At 63.2% G+C, this 21,515-nt stretch carries 18 protein-coding genes; 7 read left to right on the top strand and 11 right to left on the bottom strand.

Annotated elements, in window-relative coordinates:
* Nucleotides 1–14: 14 nt before the first annotated feature.
* On the bottom strand, nucleotides 15–824 hold the full coding sequence (locus NKL04_RS30025) for an AraC family transcriptional regulator (protein ID WP_023700119.1): 810 nt from the start codon (nucleotides 822–824) through the stop codon (nucleotides 15–17).
* 111 nt (nucleotides 825–935) lie between these two features.
* Between NKL04_RS30025 and NKL04_RS30020 the strand changes: the two genes are divergently transcribed.
* On the top strand, nucleotides 936–1,856 hold the full coding sequence (locus NKL04_RS30020) for a zinc-binding dehydrogenase (protein WP_023700120.1): 921 nt from the start codon (nucleotides 936–938) through the stop codon (nucleotides 1,854–1,856).
* A 15-nt stretch (nucleotides 1,857–1,871) separates the two neighbouring features.
* Here NKL04_RS30020 and NKL04_RS30015 read toward each other — a convergent pair whose 3' ends face one another.
* The 9 genes from NKL04_RS30015 to NKL04_RS29975 form a co-directional block, all read right to left on the bottom strand.
* Nucleotides 1,872–2,624, bottom strand: coding sequence for an SDR family NAD(P)-dependent oxidoreductase (locus tag NKL04_RS30015; RefSeq protein WP_023669777.1), 753 nt, complete (start codon nucleotides 2,622–2,624; stop codon nucleotides 1,872–1,874).
* A 130-nt stretch (nucleotides 2,625–2,754) separates the two neighbouring features.
* On the bottom strand, nucleotides 2,755–5,031 hold the full coding sequence (locus tag NKL04_RS30010) for a transglycosylase domain-containing protein (protein WP_023700121.1): 2,277 nt from the start codon (nucleotides 5,029–5,031) through the stop codon (nucleotides 2,755–2,757).
* A 183-nt stretch (nucleotides 5,032–5,214) separates the two neighbouring features.
* A complete protein-coding gene (locus tag NKL04_RS30005; protein WP_023669779.1) occupies nucleotides 5,215–5,625 on the bottom strand; it encodes a type II toxin-antitoxin system HicB family antitoxin in 411 nt (136 codons plus the stop codon).
* Between the two features lie 63 nt (nucleotides 5,626–5,688).
* Entirely contained in the window at nucleotides 5,689–5,871 is a 183-nt protein-coding gene (locus NKL04_RS30000) for a type II toxin-antitoxin system HicA family toxin (RefSeq protein WP_023669780.1), read from the bottom strand.
* A gap of 143 nt (nucleotides 5,872–6,014) precedes the next feature.
* Nucleotides 6,015–6,161 carry a hypothetical protein gene (locus NKL04_RS29995; protein WP_023683048.1) on the bottom strand — a complete coding sequence of 49 codons (147 nt, stop codon included), beginning with the start codon at nucleotides 6,159–6,161 and terminating at the stop codon, nucleotides 6,015–6,017.
* A 25-nt stretch (nucleotides 6,162–6,186) separates the two neighbouring features.
* A complete protein-coding gene (locus NKL04_RS29990; protein WP_023683047.1) occupies nucleotides 6,187–6,441 on the bottom strand; it encodes a GlsB/YeaQ/YmgE family stress response membrane protein in 255 nt (84 codons plus the stop codon).
* A 104-nt stretch (nucleotides 6,442–6,545) separates the two neighbouring features.
* Nucleotides 6,546–6,752 carry a hypothetical protein gene (locus NKL04_RS29985; protein WP_023683046.1) on the bottom strand — a complete coding sequence of 69 codons (207 nt, stop codon included), beginning with the start codon at nucleotides 6,750–6,752 and terminating at the stop codon, nucleotides 6,546–6,548.
* Nucleotides 6,753–6,832: 80 nt separating this feature from the next.
* Nucleotides 6,833–7,453 (bottom strand): ribonuclease D, encoded by a 621-nt coding sequence (locus NKL04_RS29980; RefSeq protein WP_023698188.1) that lies wholly within the window; start codon nucleotides 7,451–7,453, stop codon nucleotides 6,833–6,835.
* A 77-nt stretch (nucleotides 7,454–7,530) separates the two neighbouring features.
* Complete coding sequence (locus tag NKL04_RS29975) at nucleotides 7,531–8,916, bottom strand: M20/M25/M40 family metallo-hydrolase (RefSeq protein ID WP_023686593.1); 1,386 nt, start codon at nucleotides 8,914–8,916, stop codon at nucleotides 7,531–7,533.
* A 444-nt stretch (nucleotides 8,917–9,360) separates the two neighbouring features.
* Between NKL04_RS29975 and polA the strand changes: the two genes are divergently transcribed.
* The gene (polA, locus tag NKL04_RS29970) at nucleotides 9,361–12,288 is read left to right on the top strand and encodes a DNA polymerase I (protein ID WP_023700122.1); all 2,928 of its coding nucleotides are present in this window, start codon (nucleotides 9,361–9,363) and stop codon (nucleotides 12,286–12,288) included.
* A 204-nt stretch (nucleotides 12,289–12,492) separates the two neighbouring features.
* On the opposite strand, the gene NKL04_RS29965 is transcribed toward polA, so the two are convergent.
* Nucleotides 12,493–12,897 (bottom strand): Fur family transcriptional regulator, encoded by a 405-nt coding sequence (locus tag NKL04_RS29965; protein ID WP_023669789.1) that lies wholly within the window; start codon nucleotides 12,895–12,897, stop codon nucleotides 12,493–12,495.
* Nucleotides 12,898–13,192: 295 nt separating this feature from the next.
* Here NKL04_RS29965 and NKL04_RS29960 point away from each other — a divergent pair, with 295 nt between their 5' ends.
* The 5 genes from NKL04_RS29960 (at nucleotide 13,193) to amrB (ending at nucleotide 21,508) form a co-directional block, all read left to right on the top strand.
* Nucleotides 13,193–15,412 carry a caspase family protein gene (locus tag NKL04_RS29960; protein ID WP_023700123.1) on the top strand — a complete coding sequence of 740 codons (2,220 nt, stop codon included), beginning with the start codon at nucleotides 13,193–13,195 and terminating at the stop codon, nucleotides 15,410–15,412.
* Between the two features lie 101 nt (nucleotides 15,413–15,513).
* Complete coding sequence (locus NKL04_RS29955; RefSeq protein WP_245261352.1) at nucleotides 15,514–15,894, top strand: hypothetical protein; 381 nt, start codon at nucleotides 15,514–15,516, stop codon at nucleotides 15,892–15,894.
* Entirely contained in the window at nucleotides 15,891–16,604 is a 714-nt protein-coding gene (locus NKL04_RS29950; RefSeq protein WP_023700125.1) for a DUF4760 domain-containing protein, read from the top strand. Before NKL04_RS29955 ends, NKL04_RS29950 begins: the two co-directional genes overlap by 4 nt.
* 33 nt (nucleotides 16,605–16,637) lie before the next feature.
* Nucleotides 16,638–19,640 (top strand): caspase family protein, encoded by a 3,003-nt coding sequence (locus NKL04_RS29945; RefSeq protein WP_023700126.1) that lies wholly within the window; start codon nucleotides 16,638–16,640, stop codon nucleotides 19,638–19,640.
* 149 nt (nucleotides 19,641–19,789) lie between these two features.
* Nucleotides 19,790–21,508 (top strand): AmmeMemoRadiSam system protein B, encoded by a 1,719-nt coding sequence (gene amrB / locus NKL04_RS29940; protein WP_023700127.1) that lies wholly within the window; start codon nucleotides 19,790–19,792, stop codon nucleotides 21,506–21,508.
* Nucleotides 21,509–21,515 lie beyond the last annotated feature (7 nt).

Below are 21,515 nucleotides of genomic sequence, written 5' to 3'. Positions count from 1 at the left end.
CACAGGCGCATCGATCATCCAACGAAGGCGGAGCCGCCATTGTGCGCGACGCTGGCGAGATACTTTGCCGGCGGCTTGCCGAGCGCTTTCTTGAACATGGTGATGAAGGCGGTGACGGAGGCGTAGCCGAGATCGCCCGAAACCTGCTGGACACTCGCACCGGAGGCCAGCTCCCTTATGGCGACGATCAGGTGCAATTGCTGGCGCCAGCGGCCGAAGCTCAGTCCGGTCTCCTTCACCACAAGACGGGCGAGACTGCTTTCTGAGAGCGCGACGCGGTTGGCCCACTCGGCAAGCGTGCTGCGATCGGCAGGGTCTTGCGCCAACGCTTCGGCGATCCGCCGCAAGTGCGGCTCGGCGGAGATCGGCAGATGCAGCTGCTGGACCGGCATGCGCGGCAGTTCGGAGAGCAGGATCGTGGTCAGCAGCACGTCCCTCGCCCCATCCTCCTCCACGCGATCGGCCAGCTCAACGATCAGTTCGCGCAGCAGCGGCGAGATCGACAGCGTGCAGCACCGGTCCGGCAGATCGGCGGCTCCCGGCTCGATATAGACGAAGAAAATCCGCGCATTGGCCGTCGCGATATTGCTGTGTTCCATGCCACCGGGAATCCACACCCCGCAATGCGGCGGCACCATCCACAGACCGCTGGGCACGCGGCAGGTGACGCCACCGCCGAGCGCGAAGACGAGCTGGCCCTTCCGATGCCAATGGGTCGCCACTTCCGCTTTGGTTTCGGTGACATCGACGCGAACCGCAATTGCAGGAGCGATCACATCATCGACGTCGAAATTGACCCAGGGGTAGCGGAGAGGCTGTCTCATGATTGACGGCTTTTAGCGACTATTCGCCATGATAGCTAAATTCTTTGATCCGGGAAGTCGATAGGCTCTGGTTCGTGGCTGGCATTTCACAAACCGGCAGGAAGGCTTCCCATGCGCGCCCTCGTCATCTCTCCCGACAGCCCCACCGGACTGACGTTTGCCGAGGCCAACGAACCTCAACCCCTCGCCAACGAAGCGCTTGTCTGCGTCCACGCAACCTCGTTGAACCGCGGCGAACTGCGCCTGCTCACCATACGCCCAAAAGGCTGGATACCCGGCCAGGACATCGCAGGGATTGTCGAACGGGCGGCAGCCGATGGCTCCGGGCCTGCCGTCGGCGCCCGGGTTGTGGCTTTGGTCGACGAGGCCGGCTGGGCCGAACGGGCGGCCGTTCCGACCGACCGTCTCGCCGTCATCCCGGACGATGTCAGCTTCGGGTCCGCCGCCACGCTTCCGGTCGCGGGCACGACGGCTCTCAGGGTCTTGCGCCATGGCGGCGACCTCGCGGGACAGCAGGTGTTGATCACCGGCGCCAGCGGCGCGGTCGGCCGTTTCCAGATCCAGATCGCCCGCGAGCAAGGCGCCGCGGTGACTGCAATCGCCGCCGCCCGGCACGCCGAGGATCTCCGCGGTCTTGGTGCTCACGAAGTCGCCGAGTCGATCGAACTGGCCGAAGGGCCATTCTCTCTGATCACCGAGTCGGTCGGCGGCCAAAGCCTCGCCCATGCCATCGAACGCGTCGCCCCCGGCGGCACCATCGTCATGTTCGGTTCGAGCAGCGGCGAACTCACGCCGGTTGGCTTCAGACAGTTCGTTCCGGGCCATGAGGGAGCGAGGCTTCAGACTTTCGCCTACTACACATCCGGTCCAGCAATTGGCGCGGACATCGCCTCGCTGCTCGCTCTGGTCGCGGCTGGCCGGCTGGAAACCCGTGTGTCCATGACCGTGCCGTGGACAGACATCGCCCAGGCTCTGGACGCCCTGCGACAGCGCAGCTTCAGCGGCAAGGCTGTTCTCACCATCGCCGAATGAGCAGTCTGTCAGTGCTCAGACGTGCTGGCCGCCATTGATGTGGATTTCCGAGCCCGTCACATAGGACGCCTGCTGCGAGCACAGGAAGAAGATGATGTCGGCGACTTCCGAGGTGGCGCCAAGGCGCCTGAGTGGGATCGTCTCGACGATCTTGTCGGTGCCAGGCGACAGGATCGCGGTGTCGATCTCGCCCGGCGCAATCGCATTGACGCGGATGCCGTGCGGGCCGAAATCATGCGCCATCTCGCGCGTCAGCGAGCCGAGCGCCGCCTTCGAGGTCGCATAGGCGGTGCCGGCGAAAGGATGCACGCGCGTGCCGGCGATCGAGGTGACGTTGACGATCGAACCTTTCGCTGCAGCAAGCTCCTTGAAGAGGCCCCGCGCGAGCATGATCGGCGCGAAGAAATTCACCTGGAACACATCGCGCCAGACATGCATCGGCGTGTCGATCGAATCCATGCGGCTGTTGCCGTCCTTGAGCTTCGGCGAAATGCCGGCATTGTTGACCAGCGCGTGCAATTGCCCGCCATGCGCTTCCAGCCGGTGACGGATCTCCGAGACGGCGATGCCGACATCCTCCTGGTCGGCGAGATCGACCTTGATGTGGTCCTCTGGGCCGGCCGGCCACGGGCAATCCTCGGCAAAAGCCTGGCGCGAACAGGTGATGACCCGCCAGCCCTCACGCGAAAAGCGCTTGACCGTGGCATGGCCGATGCCGCGGCTGGCTCCGGTCAGCACGATGGTTTTTCTGGTGTCGGTCTCAGCCATGTCTGTCACTCCGGCCGGAGATGTAGCCGAATGCGGCGGAGGTGGCGAGAGGCCGAATTGTCACCGCAGCTCTCATATGAGGAACGGATTGCCAGCTCGCCATTGGTTTGAAGCCAGAATGACGAGCCGCTCAGCCGCCGCCGAGAATATCCAGGATTGAGGTTTTCCGCTTCTTGGCCGGGCCGCCGACGCTGCCCGGCGGTACTGGATGCTTGATCGAGGCCGTGGTGCCGCCGTCGCCCGGCATGTCGAAGCCGTCGGCATCGACGGTTTCGGCCGGACGGCGGACCGGCGCTTGTGCGGGTACAGCAGCAGGTGCCGGCGCGGCAGCAGGCTCCGAACGGCTGACGGCCACGGCAGGCAACGGCGCCGCCTGATTGTTATCGACTGACGGAATATCGTCGGGCACGATGGTGTCGGGCGGCGTCGACTTCCAGGTCCCGGGCAGCGGCCGGACCGGCACACCTTCATGCGCGGCCACCATGAACTCGTGCCAGGCCTGTGCCGGCAGCGCGCCACCGGTGACCTTCTTCATCGGCGTGCCGTCATCGTTGCCGAACCACACGCCGGTGGTGAGGTTTGCGGTGTAGCCGACGAACCAGGCGTCGCGCGAATTCTGGCTGGTTCCGGTCTTGCCAGCAGACGGCCAGGCGAAGGCCGCCTTCTTCGCCGTGCCGATCTCGACCGTGCCGGTCATCATCGAGTTCATCATGCCGACAATGTTCTGCTTGACGACGCGCGGCGCGCTGCCGCCATTGTCGTCATAGAGCACCTTGCCTTCGGTCGTGGTGATGCGGCGGATGAAATGGATGTCGGGCTTGTAGCCACCATTGGCGAACGGCACATAGGCCGATGTCAGCTCCAGCGGCGTCACTTCCGAAGTGCCGAGCGCGATCGAGGTGTTGGCGATCAAATCGGATTGGATGCCCATGCGGTGAGCCGCCTCGACCACCGCGTCGGGGCCGACCTCCATGGTTAGCTGTGCCGCGACGGAATTCAGCGACTTCGCCAAAGCGGTCGCCAACGTCACCTTGCCGAAATACTTGCCGCCGTAATTGTCCGGTGTCCACTTGCCGATCTTGATCGGTGCGTCGTTGCGCACGCTGTCGGGCGTGCGACCAGCTTCCAGCGCGGCCATATAGACGAACGGCTTGAACGCCGAGCCCGGTTGACGGCGTGCTTCGGAGGCGCGGTCGAACTGGCTCGTCGAATAGTCGTAGCCGCCGACCATGGCGCGCACGGCGCCGGAATTGTCGATCGAGACCAGCGCGCCTTGGCTGACATTGAGCTTCTTGCCGCTCTCGTCGATCAGCCGGCGGATCGACTCTTCGGCGAGCTTCTGCAGGTTGAGGTCGACGGTGGTGTCGACGACGATGTCGCTGCGCACGTCGCCGATCAAATCGGGCAGCTCTTCCATGATGGTGTCGGCGACGTAGTTTTCCGAACCGGTCCAGTAGGATGGCGCGCGCGTTGCCGGCGCGCTCATCGCCGAGGCCAGTTCCTTGGCGCTGATCTTGCCTTCGTCGCGCATGGCGGCGAGCACCAGCTGCGAACGCTCCTCCGCCGCCTTCGGATCCCGCGCCGGCGACAGTCGCGACGGCGCCTTCAAGAGGCCGGCGAGAAGGGCCGCCTCCGACAGAGTGACATCGCGCGCGCTCTTGCCGAAATAGCGGCGCGAGGCCGCCTCGACGCCATAGGCGCCGGAGCCGAAATAGACCCGGTTGAGGTACATTTCGAGGATCTGGTCCTTGGTATGCTTGTGCTCCAGCCACAGCGCCAGCAGCACTTCCTGCACCTTGCGCTCCAGCGTGCGGTCGGGCTTCAGGAACAGGTTCTTGGCCAGTTGCTGGGTCAGCGTCGAGCCGCCCTGCGAGAAACGCCGGCCCAGAACATTGGTCACCATGGCGCGTGACAGGCCGATCGGGTCGATGCCGAAATGCGAATAGAAGCGGCGGTCCTCGATGGCGATGACGGCTTCCGGAATGTAGGGCGACATTTCGTGCAGGCCGACCGCCTCGCCGCCGCTCATGCCGCGGTTGGCAAGCAGTTGCCCGTCGACCGAGACGATCTTGATGTTGGGCGCACGGTCGGGGATCGACCAGGTGGTCGCCGCCGGCATCTTGGCGCCGTAATAGACGACGATGCCGGCCACGGCGATGCCGCCCCAGATGCAGAGCACGAAGCACCAGTAGAACATCCGGGCCATCACGCCGAAAAGGCCGCGCCGGGCTTTGCCTCGCTTGCCGCGTGACGATGATTTTGCCTTGGAGGTTTTGCGCGCCGAAGATGATTTGCGATTGGCCGGCACGACCCGATCCTCCTCGTTCACCGAAAAACCGGCCGCGGATTTCGCCTTTGGCGATCCCTCGAAGCTGGGTTCGATGCGACTGTCTCTGCGGTTCGCCATGCGTTGCGCTGTCTTCCCGGTATCAATGGCGCTCGGGTTGGAGGGTAGATGCGGCGGTTTAAGGGCGCGTTAAAGCAGGGTTTATGCACCCTTCTGGAATTCCTTAAGAATTTCTAAAATCCGCTGCCGCTGGCTAACAGGCGTCGGCAACGCGGTACTTTGGCGGGTGCCCGAGATCACTGTTCAAACAGTTTGACGGATCTTGTCTCGCAACGCGGCGGCGACAAAGGCCGATCGGGTGACCCCCAACCGATTGGCTGTTTCGTCAGCCTCGGCGAGCAAACCGGCATCCAACGAGATATTGGCCCGGGCCGGACGGCCGGCATCTCGGATCAAGGGCACGGACATCAAGATAGCGCCAGCGGCGAGCGCTGCTCGAACCTCAGCATCTTCTAAAAGCGCCTCGACTTTGCGAGGAGTGGGGATTTTACGGCCGTCCGCGATTTCTTCAGCCACCCATTCGGCCAACGCGGCCATAGCGTCCTTTACAGCCTCGTCCCGGCTTTCCGACTGCGCGACGCAGCCAGGAGCATCGGGAAACGAGACGCCGACAAAGCCGTCGGCAGCATCCACGAGTGCGACATAGCGAGACATATCTAACAGCTTTCCTTATTCCGACTTTATGTCCATTAGGCTTCGGAACGCGATGAGGTCGGTTTATTCCCAGCCTGCCGCCTTGGCTATAGACCGAGCTACCAACGGCGTCAGAGTCTTGTGGCGAGGAACCATGATCGTCGGCATGCCGTCTTTTTTGTACTTGTCATGCTTCGTGCCGCCGACGTTCTTCCAGCCTTCCCTCTCGAGCCGGGCCTTGACTTTGGCGGTGTTGGTTTCGTTCATTTCTCGGCTCAAATCTATGTGCAAATTTTTGCACATAGTGGAAACGAAAGTCAATCACGATGTGCAAATATTTGCACAAGGAAACTCCCAATCGCCGTAAAATGCCTGGATGACAAATCAGCGCCACCCGCAGGCGGACATCATCAATTCTGCTGGATCGAAATGCCTTTGTCGTCGATCTTCAGCTCCACGCCCTTTGGCTTGGTCTGCTCGTGATAGACATAGATACCTAGCGCAATGACCACGACCAAGAGCGCGCCGATGAGGAGATAGAGGGTGTTCTGTTTCATGGCGCGCTCCGTTTCGTATCGAGCGTCACGCTCGCTTCAAGACCTTGACCAGCACCAGCAGGATGACAGCGCCGATCGTGGCGTTGATGATGGCAGCCAGAATGCCGCCGCCGATTGCGAAGCCCAGCCTTGGAAACAGCCAGCCGGCGATCAGGGCGCCGATAATGCCGACGACGATGTTGCCGATGAGGCCGAAGCCGAAGCCCGAGACGATGAGGCCGGCGAGCCACCCGGCAATGGCGCCGATTATGATGAAGATGAGAAGGCTTTCGATGCCCATGACGCGTTCCTCCAGGAAGAGAGGCTACGGAGCGGAAGGCCCGAATCGGCCTCGATATCAACGACTTCAGGCTATGCGAAAGCAGTTGCACCCGCCAGCGGCGCTCATTGATCGTCGTCATCGTCGCTGGAGACTGGCCGCCAGCTGGTCGGGTCGACCTTTTTCTGGGTATCGCTGTCGGTGTAGACCCACCAGGCGCCGTCGCGATATTGCCCGACGGATTCGCTGACGACGCCGGCGCCGTCCTTCCACAGAACAGTGACCTTGGATCCATCCGTCGGGGCGGTCGCTATCGGTTTGCGGTCTGCCACGTCATCCCCCTCATTGAGTCGACAGAACGCCACGACGCGTGTCTGGTTGCAAGGCTGCCGGAAGCGTTATCCGAAGGCCATCAGCTGTGGGCAAAAATATCCTCTTCGTCCCAACCCATCAAATCGAGCTTGGCACGCGTCGGCAGGAAGCGGAAGCAGGCGTCGGCTTCCTTGGTGCGCCCGTCCCGCGCCAGGCGTCCAGCCAGCACCTCGCGCAGACGGTGCAGATAGAGAACGTCGGAAGCGGCATATTCGAGCTGTTCGGGCGACAGGGTCTCGGCCGCCCAGTCCGACGATTGCTGCGCCTTCGACAGGCCGACGCCAAGCAGTTCGAAGCAGATGTCCTTCAAGCCGTGCCGGTCGGTATAGGTGCGGGTCAGCCGCGAGGCGATCTTGGTGCAGAACACCGGCTCCGGCATGACGCCGAAGGCATTGTACAGCACGGCGAGGTCGAAACGGCCGTAGTGGAACAGTTTCGATATGCCGCGGTTGCGGAGCAGGCTGACGAGGTTCGGCGCTTTCTTCTGGCCGGGCGCGATCTGGATCACGTCGGCCGAGCCATCGCCGGGCGAGATCTGCACCACGCAAAGCCGGTCGCGGTGCGGGTTCAACCCCAGCGTCTCGGTATCGATGGCCACCGCGTCGACATTGTAGTGGGCGAGGTCGGGCAGATCGTTCTTGTGGAAGCGGATGTCGGGCATAGTTGTCTCCGGATCGCGGCGTAACTCGTCCTCGCCGCGATCCGCTGAAAAATCAACAAGAAAACTTCCCAGCCTCCTCAGCGCGTCAGCGCATCGAGAATGCGCGCCCAGGAGCGCTGGCCCTTGTGGAAGGAGGTCAGCTCGTATTTCTCGTTGGGCGAGTGGATGCGGTCGTCGTCGAGCCCGAACCCGACCAGCAGCGATTCCATGCCGAGATAGGTCTGGAAGTCGCCGACCACCGGTATCGAGCCTCCGCTGCCGGTCGTCACCGCTGGCTTCGGCCATTCATCCGACAGCGCAGTCTTGGCCTTGGCCAGGAATGGCGAGTCGTAGGAAAGCTGAATTGCCGGCCCGCCGCCATGCGGGTGGAATTCGACCGAACAGTCCCTGGGAATGCGCGCCTTGACGAATTCCCGGAACGCGGCGCGGATCTTCTCGGGGTCCTGCTTGTGGACGAGGCGGAAGGAGATTTTCGACGACGCTTCCGCCGCGATCACCGTCTTGAACCCCTTGCCGGTGTAGCCGCCGATGATGCCGTTGAACTCGGCCGTCGGCCGCGCCCAGGTCAGTTCCATCACCGAGCGGCCTTTTTCGCCCGACGGGATCGAGAGGCCGATCGGTCCGAGGAAGGTTTCGGCGGTCTCGCCCAGAGTTTCCCATGATTTCAGGATCTGCGACGGCGTTTCCTCGACCCCGTCATAGAAGCCGGGAATGGTGATGTGGCCGTTCTCGTCATGGATGTCGGCGAGGATTTTCGCCAGGATGCGGATCGGGTTGGCGGCGGCGCCGCCATAGAGGCCCGAATGCAGGTCGCGATCGGCGGCCTTGACGGTGACCTCCTCGCCGACCATTCCGCGCAGCGAAACGCAGATCGACGGCGTTTCGCGGTCCCACATGCCGGTGTCGCAGACCAGAGCGAAATCGGCCTTGAGCTCATCGGCATTGGCCTCGAGGAACGGCTTCAGCGACGGCGAACCGGACTCCTCCTCGCCCTCGAACAGGATGGTGATGCGGCAGGGCAGATTGCCATGCACCTGCTTCCAGGCGCGGCAGGCCTCGACGAAGGTCATCAGCTGCCCCTTGTCGTCGGCCGAGCCACGGCCGGTGATTACCTTGTGACCGGGCTCGATCTCCTTGACCGCCGGCGCAAACGGGTCGTTCTCCCAAAGCTCGATCGGATCGACCGGCTGCACGTCGTAATGGCCGTAAAACAGCACATGCGGCGAACCGGCGGGGCCTTCATGGTGCGCAACCACCATCGGGTGTCCCGGCGTGTCGCGCACCGAAGCGTCGAAGCCGATCAGCTTGAGGTCCGCCACCAGCCATTCGGCGGCCTTGCGGCAGTCGGCGGCATAGTCTGAATCGGTGGAGATCGACTTGATGCGGAGCAGGCCGAACAGGCGCTCCAGGCTCTGGTCGAGATTTTTGTCGAGACGGTCGAGGACGGAGGAAATGGTGGACATTACTGCGGGCCTTTCTTTTCGGTGCCGGGACCGTAAAGGCAGCGCATCAAAACGAAAAGCCCGCGATCGTTGGACCACGGACCGTAAACACTTGTCAGAAGGCAAAAAAGAACCGCCGTGGTGGAGGGGAACCACGGCGGTCTTTTACTCGAAACGATGCGGCAGCCCGGAGAGGGGGGATAGGCTGCCGCAATTGTCCGGGATAGGCGGGGGACGGGCCTTGCTCCGGACTCGGCGAAAACTGCCGATGACCTTTATTTGTGTCTCGGATCGTGGCGTTTCAAGGGCACAAAAATTACACTTTTGTAACATAGCCGTGAGCGCCGAGGCAAACAGCAGCAGGACCTATCGGCAGGCAGGCTCTGTCAGCATGTCGCCGCAACACCTGTTGGAAGCCCGCCTTTGCCATGGACCGCGCCGTCCTGCCGCGCTATCCCTGCCGGCATGAAAAAAGGCGACCATCTCTTCCTTATCGACGGCTCCGGCTACATCTTTCGCGCCTATCATGCGCTGCCGCCGCTGACCCGCAAATCCGATGGGCTGCCGGTCGGCGCGGTCTCCGGCTTCTGCAACATGTTGTGGAAGCTGATGCAGGACGCCCGCAACACCGATGTAGGCATCGTGCCGACGCATTTAGCGGTCATTTTCGATTATTCGTCGAAAACCTTCCGCAATGATCTTTACCCGGAATACAAGGCCAACCGCAACGCACCGCCCGAAGACCTGATCCCGCAATTCGGTCTGATCCGCCAGGCAACCGTGGCCTTCAACCTGCCTTGCATCGAGATCGAAGGCTACGAGGCCGACGACCTCATCGCCACTTATGCCAGGCTGGCGTGCGAGGCCGGCGGCGACACCACTATCATCTCCTCTGACAAGGATCTGATGCAGCTGGTCGGACCCACGGTCGGCATGTACGACCCGATGAAGGACCGCCAGATCGGCATCCCCGAAGTCATCGAGAAATGGGGCGTGCCGCCGGAAAAGATGATAGACCTGCAGGCGCTGACCGGCGACTCCGTCGACAATGTGCCGGGCGTACCCGGCATCGGGCCGAAAACGGCGGCGCAGCTTCTGGAACAGTTCGGCGACCTTGACGGGCTGCTCGCCCGGGCCAGCGAGATCAAGCAGGACAAGAGGCGCGAATCCATCATCGCCAATGCCGACAAGGCGCGCATATCGCGCCAGCTGGTGACGCTGAAGAACGACGTGCCGGTGACCGACGGGCTCGACGATTTCGTGCTGCATGCGCCGGATGGGCCGAAGCTGATCGGCTTTCTCAAAACCATGGAATTCACCTCGCTGACCCGCCGTGTGGCCGAGGCGACCAGCACCGAAGCCGGCGATGTGCAGGCTGTCGCCGTCACCGTCGAGCGCGCCGACACCGCGCACGGCCCCGATGTCGGCTCCGGCACACCGGTGCCTGCGGCAACACAGGATGAAGCCAAATCCGAAACCGCAAGGGCCGGGGACGCGCCTTCGCTGCTTGCCGCACTTCGCCTGGAAACGGCCGCCGCGGCCAAAATCGATCCTGCCGCCTATGTCGCCATCCGCGACACGGCAACGCTCAAGACCTGGCTGGCCCAAGCCAAGGAGACCGGAACCGTCGCCTTCGACACCGAAACCACGTCTTCCGATCCGATGCTGGCCGACCTCATCGGTTTCTCCCTGGCGATCGGCCCCGGCCGCGCCGCCTATGTGCCGCTCGCCCACAAGAGCGGCGCTGGCGACCTGCTCGGCGGCGGCACGCTGGAGAACCAGATTCCGGTCCGCGAGGCGCTGGCGCTGCTGAAGCCGTTGCTGGAAGACAAATCGGTGCTCAAGATCGCCCAGGACGCCAAATACGACATCGTCGTCATGAGCCGCCACGGCATCGATATCGCACCCTTCGACGACACGATGTTGATTTCCTATGTGCTCGACGCCGGCACCGGCCACCACACTTTGTCCTCGCTTGCCGACAAATGGCTCGGCCATGCCACGACGCCGCTCAAGGATCTCGCCGGTTCCGGCAGAAGCTCGGTCGGGTTCGAGCAGGTCGACATCGACCGGGCGACCGCCTACGCCGCCGGCCATGCCGACGTAGCGCTGCGGCTATGGCAGGTGCTGAAGCCGCGGCTTGCCGCCAAGGGCCTGGTTTCGGTCTATGAGCGGCTGGAACGGCCGCTGGTGCCGGTGCTGGCGCGGATGGAACAGCGCGGCATCTCGGTCGACCGCCAGATCCTGTCGCGGCTCTCCGGCGAGCTGGCGCAAGGCGCTGCACGGCTGGAGGAGGAGATCTACGGCCTTGTCGGCGAGCGCATCAACATCGGGTCGCCAAAGCAACTCGGCGACATCCTGTTCGGCCGCATGGGCCTGCCCGGCGGCTCCAAGACCAAGACCGGGCAATGGTCGACCTCCGCGCAGCTTCTGGAAGACCTCGCCGCCGAAGGCCACGAACTGCCGCGCAAGATCGTCGACTGGCGCCAGCTGACCAAGCTGAAATCGACCTACACCGACGCGCTGCCCGGCTTCATCCATCCCGACACCAGGCGCGTGCACACATCGTATGCGCTGGCCGCAACGACGACGGGCCGGCTGTCCTCCTCCGATCCCAATCTGCAGAACATCCCGGTGCGCACCGCGGAGGGACGCAAGATCAGGACGGCCTTCATCGCCGACAAGGGCCAGAAACTGGTCTCGGCCGACTACAGCCAGATCGAACTGCGCGTGCTTGCCCACGTCGCCGAGATCCCGCAGTTGAAGCAGGCCTTCGCCAATGGCGCCGACATCCACGCCATCACCGCCTCGGAAATGTTCAACGTGCCGGTCGAAGGCATGCCGTCCGAAGTGCGCCGCCGCGCCAAGGCGATCAATTTCGGCATCATCTACGGCATCTCGGCCTTTGGGCTCGCCAACCAGCTGTCGATCCCGCGCGAGGAGGCCGGCGCCTACATCAAGAAGTACTTCGAGCGTTTCCCCGGCATCCGCGACTATATCGAGGCAACAAAGGCCTATGCGCGCGAACATGGCTTCGTCGAAACCATCTTCGGCCGCCGCATCCACTATCCTGAGATCCGGTCGTCAAACCCGTCGATCCGCGCCTTCAACGAGCGCGCCTCGATCAACGCCAGGCTGCAAGGCACCGCCGCCGACATTATCCGTCGCGCCATGGTGCATATGGACGAGGCGCTGGAGAAGGCCGGCCTGTCCGCCCGCATGCTCTTACAGGTGCATGACGAATTGATCTTCGAGACGGTTGAAGCGGAAGTCGAGGCGACGATCCCCGTGGTGCGCAGGGTGATGGAGAACGCGCCGATGCCGGCCATCTCGATGTCGGTGCCGCTGCATGTCGATGCCCGCGCAGCGAACAACTGGGACGAGGCGCATTAGCGCCGGATACGCCGCGATCCTTCACACCCCCCTCTGCCCTGCCGGGCATCTCCCCCGCAAGGGGGGAGATCAGCCGCCACTTCCGGTTTCGCCAATCTCCGACGTTGCTGCAATGGGCGCAGCGCTTGAACTGCCAATCTCCCCCCTTGCGGGGGAGATGTCCGGCAGGACAGAGGGGGGTGCTGTCCCGCCAGCGTCGAAAAGCTAAGCCGCCTCAGCCAGGCACTTGGCACACGTCCCTCGAAACTCGATCACCGCCTTCTTGGCGGCAAACCCGGTCGAGCGCACCCATTCGTCCAGCCGATGGTCGACGTCATGGTCGGACATCTCCATCACCTGCCCGCATGTGTCGCAGATAGCGAAGGCTGTCATCGAATGCGTATGGTCGTGCGGTTCGGCGCAGGCGACGAAGGAGTTGAGGCTTTCCAACCGGTGCACGAAGCCTGACTTCACCAGGCTGTCGAGCGCCCTATAGACCTGTAGCGGCGCGCGGAAACCGCGCTCGCGCAGCTGGTCGAGAAGCGTATAGGCGCTGAGCGGTCCGCTGGCGGCCTCAAGCTTTTCGAGCACGCTCAGCTGATTCTTCGTCAGCACATCCCTTGCCGCCATGATCCCGTTTTCCGATCGTTTAGAGCATGATGCCGAAAAGTGTGAAGCGGTTCTCGGACGACATCATGTTCTATCTGTTTGATCCAGCGCCGCTCGCAAATCATTTCTGCCATGCGGCGGTCTCAATTCCCTTGAGATAGCGATGAAGCGGGCTTTTTGCCACTGTTTCCGTTATCGCCATCGACACCATGACCACCACCGCCGATTGACGGCACCGACCACATTCAAAATACTGACAAAATTCGCGACGAAAGGTGCCGCACTTGCAAATTCGATCGGGCTTGGGGAAGCAATTATGATCAAACTGACACGACGGACGCTGCTCGTCGGCACGTCGGCGCTTGTGGCTGCCGGTACGGTCTCGTTCCGCGGCCTCGCTGCCTCGCGCACCTATCACGCGCTGCTGGTTGCCTGCACCGACTATCCGAACCTACCGCAGAAGAACTGGCTGATCGGGCCGAAGAACGATGCCGGCCTGGTGCGCGACTATCTCCTGAAGAACACGCCCGATCCGGTGAAGTTCTCGGCCGAGAATGTGATCCTGCTCGCCAAGGACGTCGAAGGCGCCAACGGCCCGCCGACGCATGCGGCGATCAAGGCCGCCCTTGCCGACCTCGCCGGCAAGGTGCAACGCGACGATTTCGTCTATCTGCATCTGTCGGGCCACGGCGCCCAGCAGCCGCAAGCCAAGGCCGGTGACGAGACCGACGGCCTCGACGAGATTTTCCTGCCGTCCGATATCGACAAATGGATCAACCGCGAAGAGGGCGTGCCGAACGCGCTGGTCGACAACGAGGTCGGCGCCGCACTCGACGCCATCCGCGACAAGGGCGCCTTTGTCTGGGTGGTGTTCGACTGCTGCCATTCCGGCACCGCGACGCGCGCCGCGGAAGTCGATGACGAACTGGAGCGCAAGGTCGAGTTCGCCGACCTCGTCGGCGGCGACGACGCGGCGAGAGCAGCCGCGGTGAAGGCCTATGACGACATCTCGGCAAGCGCATCGCGCGGTTTCGACGAGAATGGCGGCCGCAAGCCGGCCTTCAACCTGACGCCGACCGGCGCAGAGCCGATCGCCAGGGGCAAGCTGGTCGCCTTCTATGCCGCGCAGACGGTCGAGACGACGCCGGAAATGCCGCTGCCCAAGGGCACGCCCGACGCGCCGCGCTTCGGCCTGTTCACCTTCACCATCCTGTCGAAATTGGCCGAGAACCCCAACGTCACCTATCGCCAGCTCGGCCAGGCCGTGCTGCAGCAATATTCGGCCGACGGCCGCACAAGGCCGACGCCCCTGTTCGAGGGCGAACTGGACGCCCGCGTGTTCGGCACCGACAAGACCGACGCCGTCATGCAATGGCCGATTGCCGTCAAGGACGGCGATGTCGCGATCGGCGCCGGGCTGCTGCAGGGTCTGACCCCGGGCAGCAAGCTCGCCATTTTGCCTTCGGCGCTGTCGAAGCTCTCCGACGCCGTCGGCTATCTCGAAGTGAAATCGGCAAAAAACCTCGAATGCCAGCTCGCACCGGTCGAATTCGACGGCAAGCCGGCGCTTGCGCCGACGGCGGTGCCCGCCGGCGCCTATGCGCGCGTTGCCGAACTCGCGGTCGACTACAAGCTGCTGGTGGCAAAGCCGGCGCCGACCGCAGGGCTCGAAAAGGAAACCGAGCTGGTCAATTCGGTTCTGGACGAATTGGTGGCGAAGCCGAAGTCCGGCTTCCACATCGCGCTGGTCGAGCCCGGCAAGAGCGCCGATCTGCGGCTTGCGGTGCTGCGCGAAAAATCCATGGACGGCGCTGCCGCCAACGCCAGCGACGAACCGGCGCTGTGGTTCCTGCCGGCGTCCGGCGACATCAGCTTGAAGGACGGCAGCAAGCCGCCGCGCATCGTCATCCATCAGGATGGCCGCGACAAGCTTGCGGAAAACACAGCCAAGACCCTGACCACGATCTTCCGCGCCACCGGCCTGTCGCGGCTCGCCGCGGCGTCCGACTACCGGCCGGACGAGGTCAGCGTCCAGTTCCTGATCAAGCGCCAGGACAGCGATGTGCTGGAGCCGATCGAATCCTCGACGGTGCCGCGCGTTTCGCCGGGCGATCAGGTACACATTGCGGCCAGGAACGAGTCCGACGAGTTCGTCGACATCAACGTGCTCTATATCGGCAGCGACTATTCGATCACCCACATCGTCGCCGAGCGGCTGGCGCCGATCAACCAGCAGGCCGACCAGGGCCTGAAGGAAGGGCTGCTCGCCTTCACCGACACCAGCTTCGGCATGGAGCGCATGATTGCCGTGCTGACCGAGGCGCCGCCGCAGAGCGAGAAAGAGGATCTGAGCTTTCTTGCCCAGGAAGGCGTGCGCGCCGTGACGCGTGCCGCATCGGGAACGCCTGGTTTTTCCGACATGCTGGCCGACATCGGCATGGCGCCGGCGACGCGCTCGGTGATGCGGCTTGCCGACAAGAGCGGTCCCAAAGGCGCGGTGATGATCTTCCCGATGGAGACGGTGCCCCGCGCCTGACCTGACATCGCTTCGCCGGCTCTTGCCGGCGTGATATATGAACATTCCCGGCTCGCGACACTTCTATGCGCCGCGGCTGAATGCAACAGATGAGGACATCAGTGACTATCCCCGTGCTCTCCTGGCGTGCAGCGACGGCCGGCCTTGCCGGAAGCCTGTTGCTGGTTGCCAGCGCCTCGGCGGACGAGAATTGCGGCCTGTGCGCCAAGCAGATCGTCACCAACTCCGAGCTCGCCACCTGCTTTCTCGACCAGTACGACCAGATCGCCAAGACCGGCAACACGGCCGTTGTCGTCGATCTCTCCAGCTGCGCCTCGCGCGGCGTGGTCGAGCCCTTGCCGTCACCCAGCAAGGCGGCTGCCGAACCGGACGTGCAGTTCATGATTTCGCGCACGCAGCTCGATTGCCTGAAAAAGAAGCTGGAGACACCCGGCATCGTGCTCGATCCCACCGCCATTATCCGACTGGACAGCTGCGGATGAAAAAGCCGGGGGGCACTGCAACGCAAAAATCGCCAGCCACATCGGCGCCGGCACCGGCCAAGAAGCCGGCGACCTTGCCCGAAACCACCGAAGGCTTTCCGTGGCCGAGCAGTCACGAGATCAAGAAGGAAGCCAACCCGTTCACCGACCGCGACTGGCGCATGCTGATCTATGCCTGGTCGGGTCTCGCCGTGCGCCTGGCGATCGTCTTCACCTTGGGCTTCTCGGTCTTCCAGTTTCTGGCAAACCAGGAACAGAAGCGCGTCGAGCAGACGATGTCGCTGGTCGAGCTTTGGGAAAGCAAGGATTTTCAGCAGGCGCAGCGCGCGCTCAAGGAGCGCCTCTCGTCGCTCAACGCCAAATACGACAATCTGCTCAGCGCCACGCCGTCGCCGACCGAGGAACGGGTCTTCCGGCAACGCATTGGCATCGAGGCGATGACTGCCGGCGGCGGCACCATGCCGATCGCCGATTTCAACGACAATTTTGATCGCATCGTCTATTTCCTCAATCGTCTCTCCATCTGCGTTGAGGGCAAGCTCTGTTCGCGCGATGTCGCCGATGCCTATTTCCGCGACTATGCGGTGTCGTTCTGGAGCTATTTTGCCGGCTACATCGAAAAAGAGCGCAAGGCCGGTTCCGCCAGTTATGCCCAGGCGATCGAGAATTATGTGCGTCACGGGTCGGCGCCGCCCGCCGACTCCAAATAGCGGCGCAACAAGGTGCCGGGCAGCTCCCATCCCTTGCGTGCTATCCGGTGGCTAATCCTGGTCGGTCTTCTGGCGTTAACGTCAACCGCCGGTGCCGAGGACCTCGATTTCCACCTCGATCTCAACACCGGCGGCCACAGCGCCAGGGTCACCGACCTTGCCTTCACGCCGGACGGCGAGGAACTGGTCTCCGCATCTGACGACAAGACCATCCGCATCTGGGACTGGCAGAGCGGGGTGACGCTGCGCACCATTCGCGGCTATCTTGGCAATGGCAATGACGGCAAGGTCTTTGCGATTGCCGTGTCGCCGGATGGCAAGACGATCGCCGCCGGCGGTTATTACGGCGCCGGCATCGGCGACAAGCCCCCTTATGGCGATATCAGGCTGTTCGATTTCGCCACCGGCAAGATCAAAACCGTGCTCAAGGCCGCCGACTATGCCATCTATGATGTCGCCTTTTCACCCGACGGAAACACGCTCGCCGCCGGCGGTGGCGATGGTTTCGTCTACCTCTGGCGGGCGGACGACAAATCCGCGTCGGGCTGGACGCTGGCGGAAAAACTCGATGCCGATTCCTGGCGTGTGGAAAAGCTCGCCTTCGCCGCTGCGGGAACCCGGCTGGCAGCGACGACCACAGACAACGGCATAAGGCTCTGGGACATCGCCAAGTCAGAGGAAATCGCTTTGCCCGCCGAGGCCGAACCGCTGCGCGATGTCGGCGTCGCCGCACTCGCCGTGTCATTGGATGGCAGCCTGTTCGCCACCGGCAGCAAGGACGGCGACGTCCAGCTCTGGCAGGCCAGCACCGGCAAATTCGTCCGCGCCATGCCGAAGCAGGATTTCCAGATCGGCGCTCTGAGCTTCGCCACGGGTTCGCGGCTTGTGGCGTCATGCAGCTATCGCTGCGCCGACAAGCATCGCTCGGTGGTCTGGAATACCGACAGCGGCGAGCAACTGCTCGACTATAACGGCCATGACGGCACGGTCTTTGCTGGCGCCGGCAATGCCGACGGCTCGCTGGTGGCGACAGCCGGCGGCACCCGCAACGCCATCCAGGTCTGGAACCCCATGACCGGCGAGCGCAAGGCGCTGCTGCAAGGGGTCGGCGAACCGGTGACGGCGATCGGGATCGATGCGGCGAGCAGCTCCATCGCTTGGGGCAACACCAACCCCTGCCCTGAACGCGTGTCCTGTCCCGAGCTGCAGGGCACGCTGGACAAGGTGCTGGCACTACCGACGGCCGAGCGGTTCTTCGAAGACCCGAAGGCGTTGGCGGAACAGGGCACCTATACCCGCGCCGCACTGACCGACGGTGAGTGGTCGCTTCGCGCCGTCCCCGGCGGCAAGGACGGCCTGGAGAATGCCGTGCTCGAAATCGCGAGCGGCGGAAAGGTGATGCACAGCATCGAGAATGCCGCCACCAATGGCTTCGTCCATTCGGTTTACACGCTGATCGGCAATGGGCTTGGCCTGATCACCGGCGGCAGCGACGGCACGCTGTTGGAATACAAAACCGCGACCGCCGAGGTATCGGGTGAATTCACCGGCCACACCGGCGAGATCAACGCCATGGTTGCCGCCGAGAAGGAAGGGCTGTTGTTCACCGGCAGCGCCGACCAGACCGTGCGGCTGTGGAATTTGAAGACACACAAACTGATCGTGTCGATGTTCTTCGCCGGCTCCGAATGGATCGCCTGGATGCCGCAGGGCTACTATTATTCCTCCGCCGACGGCGACAAGTTGATAGGCTGGCACGTCAATCAGGGCCGCGGCCACGAAGGGCGTTTCATCAGCGCCGGCCAGCTGAAGAAATATCTCTGGAGCCCGGAAATGGTGCGCCGGGCCATCATCCTGCGCAGCGCCGAACAGGCGGTTCAGGAAATGCGCCCCGGCGTCGACCGCGAGCTGGAAAAGCTGCTCGAGCGCAAACCGCCGGAATTCGGCATCAAGCTTGCCGCCGACCAGAGCAACGTCCGCGAGGGCTATGTCGCCGTCGAGATTTCGGGCGTGCAGGAAGCCCGCGCCGATGTCGCCGGATTCTCGATCCTGTCGAACAGCCGCAATGTCGGCGATGTCACCGCACGCTCGGCCGATGGCGGCAAGAGCATCATCGTCGAAGTGCCGGTCGAGAATGGCGAAAATACCATTCGCATCACCGGCACCAACGAGTTCGGCTATCTGACCGAGCGCAGTGTCACAGCACTTGGCAGGAAAACCGAAAAGCCCGCCAACAAGGGCAAGCTCTACGTCGCCGTGATCGGCGTCGACAAATATCCCTTCCTCACCGATGCATGCGCCGGCCACGCCTGCGATCTGCGCTATCCCGTCGACGACGCTACCGAATTCCTCAAGGTGATCTCGCAGAAATCCGCGCCCTTGTTTTCGGCGATGGAGACGCTGGTTCTGGTCAACCGCGAAGCGCTGGATGAGGCGCCCGATTCCGGCAAGGACGTGTTCAAGGTCGCCAGCGCCGACACCATCCTGGAACCGGATTCCGACACGATCGACGACCAGCTCGCCGACTTTCTCGACAGACCCGGCGAGAACGACACCACCATCATTTTCGTCGCCGGTCACGGCATCAACATCGACGAAGATTATTATTTCATCCCCACGGACGGCCGCAAACAGGATGCCGACCGCTGGAAGCGCTCCTCGCTGGTCGACTGGGGCGACATCCAGAAATCGGTTGAGCGGGCCAAGGGCATGCGCTTCATGCTGCTCGACACCTGCCACGCCGCCAACGCCTTCAACCCGCGCCTGGAAAAAGACGCGCAGGACGCACGCATCGTCGTCTTCTCGGCCACCGCTGCCAACAACACCGCCGCCGAGCTGCCCGAGCTCGGCCATGGCGTCTTCACCTATTCGATCCTCGAAGGCCTGCGCGGCCGGGCCAAGACCTCCGACGGCGGCGTGACGCTGTTCGGCCTCGCCGACTATATTTCGCGCGAAGTGCTGCGGCTGACCGCGTCCAAGCAGAAGCCGTTCTACTATGTCGGCGGCGTGGAGAACATTGTGCTGGCTGAGCCGTGAGAGGTCGGCGCCCAGGCACCCCCCTCTGGCCTGCCGGCCATCTCCCCCGCAAGGGGGGAGATCGGCAGCTGCTTTGGCAGCGCTTTTTTCTTCAACGTCGGAGATTCCCGAAAACCGCAGAAAAGCTAATCTCCCCCCTAGAGGGGGAGATGTCCGGCAGGACAGAGGGGGGTGCCTGGGCGCGGACCAGCATTCTGATCTTTGCCACCGCCTTGCTTATCCTCTCAGTGCTTCAAGCGTCTGCCGCCCCCATCACCTGCCCGCCCGGCGACACAAACTTCCCGTCCTTCTACTCCGACCCCACACTCTTCACCGACGCCATCGCCGCCGTCGCCAGAATCGAGCCGTCCAACCAACGCCTCACCGGCATCACAGTCCCCCACCACCTGCTCGTCGCAGATCTCGTCGCACTCGGTTTCCACGCCGCGTCCGGCTTCCGCTACAAGCGCATCGTCATCCTGTCGCCGGACCATTTCCACAAGACGCAGAAACTCTTCGCCACCACGACGCGCGGTTTTGAAACAGTGCTCGGTCCAGTCCAGGCCGACACGGAAGCCGTGCACCTTCTGGAAGCGAACAGCGACATGGTCGAAGACTCCTGCCTGTTCGCCAGGGAGCATGGCGTGCAGGCGATGCTGCCTTTCCTGCATCACTATTTCCCCGAAGCTGAAATCGTGCCGGTGGCGATGTCGGTCAAAGCCAAGCGAGCCGACTGGGACCGGCTGGCGCAGGCGCTGAAAGCGATCGTCGACAAGGACACGCTGATCGTCGAATCCACCGATTTCTCGCATTATCTGCCGCAGCACGAAGCCAGGCGTTTCGACCAGCAGACGCTGAACATGCTCGCCGCCGGTTCGCTCGACGGCATCGCGGCGCTGCGCCAGCCGGATCACGCCGATTCGGTCGGTGCGCTCTACATCCAGACCAGGCTGCAGCGCGAACTGTTCGGTGCTGCGCCGCTGGTCGTCGCCAACGAGAACTCGCAGGCGCATTCAAGCGACTATGTCGAGCGCACCACCAGCTATGTCGTGGCGCTGTTCGGCGCCTTCGGCCCCGGCATCAACAATCCTGCCCGTCCCGACGACAAGCTCTACTATTTCGCGGGCGACGTGAATTTCGGCCGCGCCATGAAGAAGATCCTGGTCCGCGACGGTGTTGCCGAGAAGATCGTCGAAAGCGTGCTGGCCCTGACCCGCTCGCGGCCGCTGATCGTCAATCTCGAAGGCGTCATCCTGCCCAACGTCCCTGAAGCGATCGACGACATGACGCTGGCCATGCCCGCAGACCTCGCCATCGACATGCTCAAGAAATTGCATGTCGCCGCTGTCAGCCTCGCCAACAATCACGCCTACGACCTCGGCCCGTCAGGCTATGCCGAGACGCTGGCCGCACTCGATGCGGCCGGCATCGCCCATTTCGGCCAGGGCGAGACGCTGGCGCTTGCCGATCTCGACCTGGTCGGGCTGACCGACATCGATACCAACGGCTCCAGGAACACCGACCTTCTGACGCCTGCTTTGCTCGACCGGCTGCTGCACGACAATGCCGAGCGGCCGGTGATTGCCTTCGTCCATTGGGGCCGCGAGTACAAGACGGAGCCGTCGCCGCGCGAGGAGATGCTTGCCGACCAGATGCGGCTGCGCGGTGTCACGGCAATCGTCGGCGGTCATCCACATGTATCGAGCGAGGCGATCCTGCCGTTCGGCGGCGGCGATGTTGCGGAGATCTATTCGCTCGGCAATTTCCTGTTCGACCAGAAAGCCGAACGATCGTCCGGGTCGATGCTGGAACTCAGGGTGTTCAGCCAGGGCACGATCTTTGCCCGGCTGATCCCGCTGCCCAATTATTTCGAGATGGGCTCGAAATAACGCCATT

This window comes from Mesorhizobium sp. C264A, assembly GCF_040324515.1.
Classification (GTDB): Bacteria; Pseudomonadota; Alphaproteobacteria; order Rhizobiales; family Rhizobiaceae; genus Mesorhizobium.
The sequence above is the reverse complement of the archived record's forward strand: the minus strand, read 5'-3'. Positions and strand labels throughout refer to the sequence as shown.

Bases quoted from the DNA above. Each gene is read 5' to 3' on its own strand.
- NKL04_RS30005 (WP_023669779.1), bottom strand. From the start codon at position 5,625: ATGTCTCGCTATGTCGCACTCGTGGATGCTGCCGACGGCTTTGTCGGC.
- NKL04_RS29950 (WP_023700125.1), top strand. From the start codon at position 15,891: ATGAAAAAGCCGGGGGGCACTGCAACGCAAAAATCGCCAGCCACATCG.
- NKL04_RS29965 (WP_023669789.1), bottom strand. From the start codon at position 12,897: ATGGCGGCAAGGGATGTGCTGACGAAGAATCAGCTGAGCGTGCTCGAA.
- NKL04_RS30000 (WP_023669780.1), bottom strand. From the start codon at position 5,871: ATGAACGAAACCAACACCGCCAAAGTCAAGGCCCGGCTCGAGAGGGAA.
- polA (WP_023700122.1), top strand. From the start codon at position 9,361: ATGAAAAAAGGCGACCATCTCTTCCTTATCGACGGCTCCGGCTACATC.
- NKL04_RS29975 (WP_023686593.1), bottom strand. From the start codon at position 8,916: ATGTCCACCATTTCCTCCGTCCTCGACCGTCTCGACAAAAATCTCGAC.
- NKL04_RS30025 (WP_023700119.1), bottom strand. From the start codon at position 824: ATGAGACAGCCTCTCCGCTACCCCTGGGTCAATTTCGACGTCGATGAT.
- NKL04_RS30010 (WP_023700121.1), bottom strand. From the start codon at position 5,031: ATGGCGAACCGCAGAGACAGTCGCATCGAACCCAGCTTCGAGGGATCG.
- NKL04_RS30015 (WP_023669777.1), bottom strand. From the start codon at position 2,624: ATGGCTGAGACCGACACCAGAAAAACCATCGTGCTGACCGGAGCCAGC.
- NKL04_RS29990 (WP_023683047.1), bottom strand. From the start codon at position 6,441: ATGGGCATCGAAAGCCTTCTCATCTTCATCATAATCGGCGCCATTGCC.
- NKL04_RS29995 (WP_023683048.1), bottom strand. From the start codon at position 6,161: ATGAAACAGAACACCCTCTATCTCCTCATCGGCGCGCTCTTGGTCGTG.
- amrB (WP_023700127.1), top strand. From the start codon at position 19,790: ATGTCCGGCAGGACAGAGGGGGGTGCCTGGGCGCGGACCAGCATTCTG.
- NKL04_RS29980 (WP_023698188.1), bottom strand. From the start codon at position 7,453: ATGCCCGACATCCGCTTCCACAAGAACGATCTGCCCGACCTCGCCCAC.
- NKL04_RS29960 (WP_023700123.1), top strand. From the start codon at position 13,193: ATGATCAAACTGACACGACGGACGCTGCTCGTCGGCACGTCGGCGCTT.
- NKL04_RS30020 (WP_023700120.1), top strand. From the start codon at position 936: ATGCGCGCCCTCGTCATCTCTCCCGACAGCCCCACCGGACTGACGTTT.